3 protein-coding genes are annotated in these 4,784 nt (G+C 72.1%); 2 read left to right on the forward strand and 1 reads right to left on the reverse strand.

Going from position 1 to position 4,784, the window contains the following annotated elements; translation table 11 throughout:
• The coding region (locus ACFXB5_RS49080) for an ABC transporter ATP-binding protein (RefSeq protein WP_385221397.1) at window positions 1-2,452 on the forward strand (2,452 nt) is incomplete at its 5' end.
• Between the two features lie 189 nt (window positions 2,453-2,641).
• Here the strand turns inward: ACFXB5_RS49080 and ACFXB5_RS49085 are convergent.
• Window positions 2,642-3,085 carry a hypothetical protein gene (locus tag ACFXB5_RS49085; RefSeq protein ID WP_020871152.1) on the reverse strand — a complete coding sequence of 148 codons (444 nt, stop codon included), beginning with the start codon at window positions 3,083-3,085 and terminating at the stop codon, window positions 2,642-2,644.
• Window positions 3,086-3,267: 182 nt separating this feature from the next.
• Between ACFXB5_RS49085 and ACFXB5_RS49090 the strand changes: the two genes are divergently transcribed.
• Window positions 3,268-4,671 (forward strand): S28 family serine protease, encoded by a 1,404-nt coding sequence (locus ACFXB5_RS49090; protein WP_385221401.1) that lies wholly within the window; start codon window positions 3,268-3,270, stop codon window positions 4,669-4,671.
• The last annotated feature ends 113 nt before the right edge of the window (window positions 4,672-4,784 follow it).

Consider the following 4,784-nt stretch of genomic DNA (forward strand, 5'->3'; position numbering starts at 1 on the left):
GGCGGGGGCCGCGGCGCGGCGCCCCCCCCCCCGGCGGGCCCCCGGCCCGGGGGGGGGGGGGGGGCCCCACGACCTGGCCCCGGGCGCGCCACGCGGTGCCGCCGCGCACGCGCCGGGGCTCGCCGGTGCGTTCGGTGGAGAGGCCGCCGCGACCGGGTTGGCCGAGCCGTGTCTCGACGGCGGGCCGCCCGCCGACGGCGACGGCACGGCGCACGGCCCCGAGGGGCGCCCGCGCCCTTCGGCGGCGGGTTGGCGGGCGCGCGGTGGGGACGACCCCGCGCACGCCGCCGGTGAGGCGGTCCGCGATGGGGTGGCGGTTGAGCCGTGGGTGCCGTCCGGCGGCGACAGGGGGCGGGATTGTCCGCACGGTGGGGACGACCCCGCGCACGCCGTTCGCGAGGGGGAGGGCACCGTATGGGCGCCGGACGGGGACGGCACCGGCTGTCCGCCGGACGGGGCCGTGGCGGGCCACCCGGCGCGCTCGAACCACGGCGGGGTGACCCCCGAGCTGTGGGTGCGGCCCGATGGTGAGCGCCGTAAGGGCGACACGGCGGCGGGCGCGGGGGCTGGGGCCGGGGCCGTGGCCGTGGCCGGGCCGGGGCTCGCGGGGGCGCTGTCCGGGATGCCGGCCACCCCCGAGCTGCTCGCCAAGGTCGCGGCCCTGCCGCCCGCCACCGACACCCCCGACATCGACGAGGAACGGGCCATCCGCGCCGAGGAGACGTACGGGCTGCGGCGGTTGCTGCGCGGCTTCGGGGCGCCGCTCCTGGTCGCGCTGGCGCTCGTGGCCGTGGACGCGATCGCCGGGCTGCTGCTGCCCGTGCTCATCCGGCACGGGATCGACCAGGGCGTCCAGCGGCTCTCGCTCGGCGCGGTGTGGGCCGCCTCCGGGCTCGCGCTCCTCGTCGTCCTCGTGCAGTGGGCCGCCCAGATCGGCGAGACCCGGATGACCGGGCGGACCGGTGAACGGGTGCTCTACGCCCTGCGCGTGAAGATCTTCGCCCAGCTCCAGCGGCTCGGTCTCGACTACTACGAGCGCGAGCTGAGCGGCAAGATCATGACGCGGATGACCACCGATGTCGACGCGTTGTCCACGTTCCTCCAGACCGGCCTCGTCACCGCCGTGGTCAGCCTGCTGACCTTCTTCGGCATCCTGGTGGCGCTGCTCATCATCGACGTGGAGCTCGCGCTGGTGGTCTTCCTGACCCTGCCGCCGCTCATCATCGGCACCGTGGTGTTCCGGCGCCGCAGCGTCAAGGCGTACGAACTGGCCCGTGAGCGCGTGAGCGTGGTCAACGCGGACCTTCAGGAGAGCGTGGCGGGGCTGCGGATCGTGCAGGCGTTCCGGCGCGAGGGGTCCGGCCGGGAGCGGTTCGCGGCGCGCAGCGACGCCTACCGCCAGGCGCGGATCCGTGGCCAGCGGCTGATCTCGGTGTACTTCCCGTTCGTCCAGCTGCTGGCGTCCGTGGCCACCGCGCTGGTGCTCATCGTGGGCGCCGGGCGGGTCGGGGACGGCACGCTGACGGCGGGCGCGCTGGTGGCGTATCTCCTCTACATCGACCTGTTCTTCGCCCCCGTGCAGCAGCTCTCCCAGGTCTTCGACGGCTATCAGCAGGCCACCGTGTCGCTGGGCCGCATCCAGGAGTTGCTGCGCGAGCCCACCACCACACCGGTGGCCGAGGCGCCGCGCGAGGTGCGCGCGGTGCGCGGCGACATCGCCTTCGACGATGTGCGGTTCCGGTACGGCGACGGCGAGGAGGCGCTGGCGGGCATCTCGCTCACGATCCCCTCGGGGCAGACCGTGGCGTTCGTCGGGGAGACCGGGGCCGGTAAGTCCACTCTGGTCAAGCTGGTGGCGCGGTTCTACGACCCGACGCGGGGCGCCGTGCGGGTGGACGGTGTGGATCTGCGCGAGCTCGACCTCACCGGATACCGCGGCCACCTCGGGGTGGTCCCGCAGGAGCCGTATCTCTTCGCCGGGACGGTGCGCGACGCCATCGCCTACGGACGGCCCGGCGCGAGCGACGCGGAGGTGGAGGCCGCCGCGCGGGCGGTCGGCGCCCATGCCATGGTGGCGTCGCTCGACGGTGGCTATCTGCACGAGGTCTCCGAGCGCGGGCGCAATCTCTCCGCCGGGCAGCGGCAGTTGATCGCGCTGGCGCGCGCCGAGCTGGTGAACCCGGACATCCTGCTGCTCGACGAGGCCACGGCCGCGCTCGATCTGGCCACCGAGGCCCTGGTCAACCAGGCCACGGATCGTCTTACGGGACGGCGCACCACACTGGTCGTCGCCCACCGGCTGACCACCGCCGCCCGTGCGGACCGGGTGGTGGTCCTGGACCACGGCCGGGTCGTCGAGGACGGCACCCATGCGGAGCTGGTGGCGCGGGACGGCCGGTACGCCGCGCTGTGGCGCACCTTCACGGGCGAGACGGCACCCGCCGTCGCGTAAACGCTCCGCTCGGCCGTCTGTGGTGCTCGGTTGTCTGCGGCACCGTCGTGGCTGGTCGCGCAGTTCCCCGCGCCCCCTCGGGGCGCTGTGGAACCACAGCGACTTTTTCCGACCTCGGCGGCGCGCACCGGTCATCCGGCCGTACGGCCGGTAACGCTCAGCGTTCGCCCGTTGTTACGTTCGGTAACATCACGGTTCCATGCCGCTGGCCCTCGCTATGCCCTCCACCTCCCGCCGGTCCCGCTCCCGCTGCTCCGCCTCGGCCGCCACCCGCTGCTTGTGGCGGTGCAGGAAGTCGGGGTCCCCGGCCCGCTCCTGAGGCACCAGCACCTTCATGCCCTTGGCGTGCGGACTGTCGCCGAGGTCGACCACCACACGCTCGTCCTGGGAGGTGAGCAGGCCGAACAGCACCAGCAGCTCGGCCTGGAGAGCGGGGGTGAACAGCTCTTTCTCCTCCGGGCCCATCCCGAGCTCGTACGTCCCCCCGCGGACGGCCGGTGAGGTGCTCAACTCGCGCAGCAGCCGCATCAGCAGCTCTAGCGAGCGAGGATCGATCCGTTCCTGCAATTCGTTCAGATACCGCGTCAGCCGCTCGGCCCGTTCACTCCGGTCGTGCCGTTCGTCTCGGTCCATACAGGCAGCATGAGCCATCACAGCCCGCTACGAAAGAGGGCGGGGGTAACAACTCTCCGTATTCGGCCTCGGGTTGGAGCGTTGACGGCATCTGGCGACGCGCGTGTGTGCCCGGATAGGTTCTCGGCGACCTGTGCGAATTCACGGGGCAATGGGTCAACACGGCAACAAGGGGAGGGTGCATGCGCAAGATGCTCAGATGGCTGTTGTCGCTCGCGATACTGGTGGGGACGGTCGGCGCGGGCGCCGGAAGCGCGTCCGCGGCACCGGCCGCCCCCGCCCAGCCGGACATCAAGGAACGTGTCCTGGCGATTCCCGGAATGCGTTTCGTGGCGGAGCAGCCCTACGAGGGCTATCGCTTCCTCGTCTTCAGCTATGCCCAGCCGGTGGACCACCGGCATCCCTCCAAGGGCACCTTCCAGCAGCGGTTCACGCTGCTGCACAAGGCCACCGACCGGCCCACGGTCTTCTACACCTCGGGCTACAACGTCACCACCGCACCGCGCCGCAGTGAGCCCACGCAGCTGGTGGACGGCAACCAGGTGTCCATGGAGTACCGTTTCTTCACTCCCTCCCGGCCCCAGCCCGCCGACTGGTCCAAGCTGGACATCTGGCAGGCCGCGAGCGACCAGCACCGCCTCTTCCGGGCCCTGAAGCCCATCTACGGCAAGAAGTGGCTGGCCACCGGCGGCAGCAAGGGCGGGATGACGGCCACCTACTACCGCCGCTTCTACCCCCGGGACATGGACGGCACCGTCGCCTACGTCGCGCCCAACGACGTGGCCGACAAGGAGGACTCCGCCTACGACCGCTTCTTCGAAGGCGTCGGCACCGCCGAATGCCGCACCAAGCTCAACGCGGTGCAGCGCGAGGCGCTGGTGCGGCGCGACGAGATCGTGAAGCGCTACCAGAAGTGGGCGGACGACGAGAAGCAGACCTTCACCGTCGTCGGCAGCGCCGACAAGGCGTACGAGAACGTGGTCCTGGACCTGGTGTGGGCCTTCTGGCAGTACCACCTGCTGAAGGACTGCGCGGACGTCCCCGCCCCGACCGCGTCCACCGACGAGCTGTACGGCTTCATCGACGAGATCTCGGGCTTCTCCGCCTACACCGACCAGGGCCTGGAGACCTACACGCCGTACTACTACCAGGCGGGCACCGAGCTCGGCTCGCCCACCTTCGAGACCCCGCACCTGGCCGGGCTGCTGCGCTACCCCGGCATCTACGCCCCGCGCAGCTATGTGCCGCGTGACATCCCGATGCGCTTCAAGCAGGGCGTGATGGCGGACATCGACCGCTGGGTGCGGCACGACGCCCACCGGATGCTCTTCGTCTACGGCCAGAACGACCCATGGGGCGCCGAGCGCTTCCGGGTCGGCAAGGGCGCCAAGGACGCGTACGTCTACACGGTGGCCGACGGCAACCACGGCTCCAGCATCGCCCAGCTGACGGGCGACCAGAAGGCCAAGGCCACCGCCGAGGTGCAGCGCTGGGCGGGCGTCAGCACGACGAGCAAGCCCCTCGCCCGGCATGACGCGAAGCTGGACCGCCGCGAGACCGAGCGCGAGCCGGTGTTGCGGCCCTGAGCGGCCCATACCCGGTGAGAAGGGGGGGGGGCCGGGGGGGGGGGCCGGTGCGCGGTGACTGAGCGTGTCGGAGAGAGGCGGGAAGCGCGCTCAGGGGTCTGGCGGCCCGCGGC

The organism is Streptomyces sp. NPDC059455 (assembly GCF_042750115.1).
Taxonomy (GTDB): Bacteria; Actinomycetota; Actinomycetes; order Streptomycetales; family Streptomycetaceae; genus Streptomyces; species Streptomyces endocoffeicus.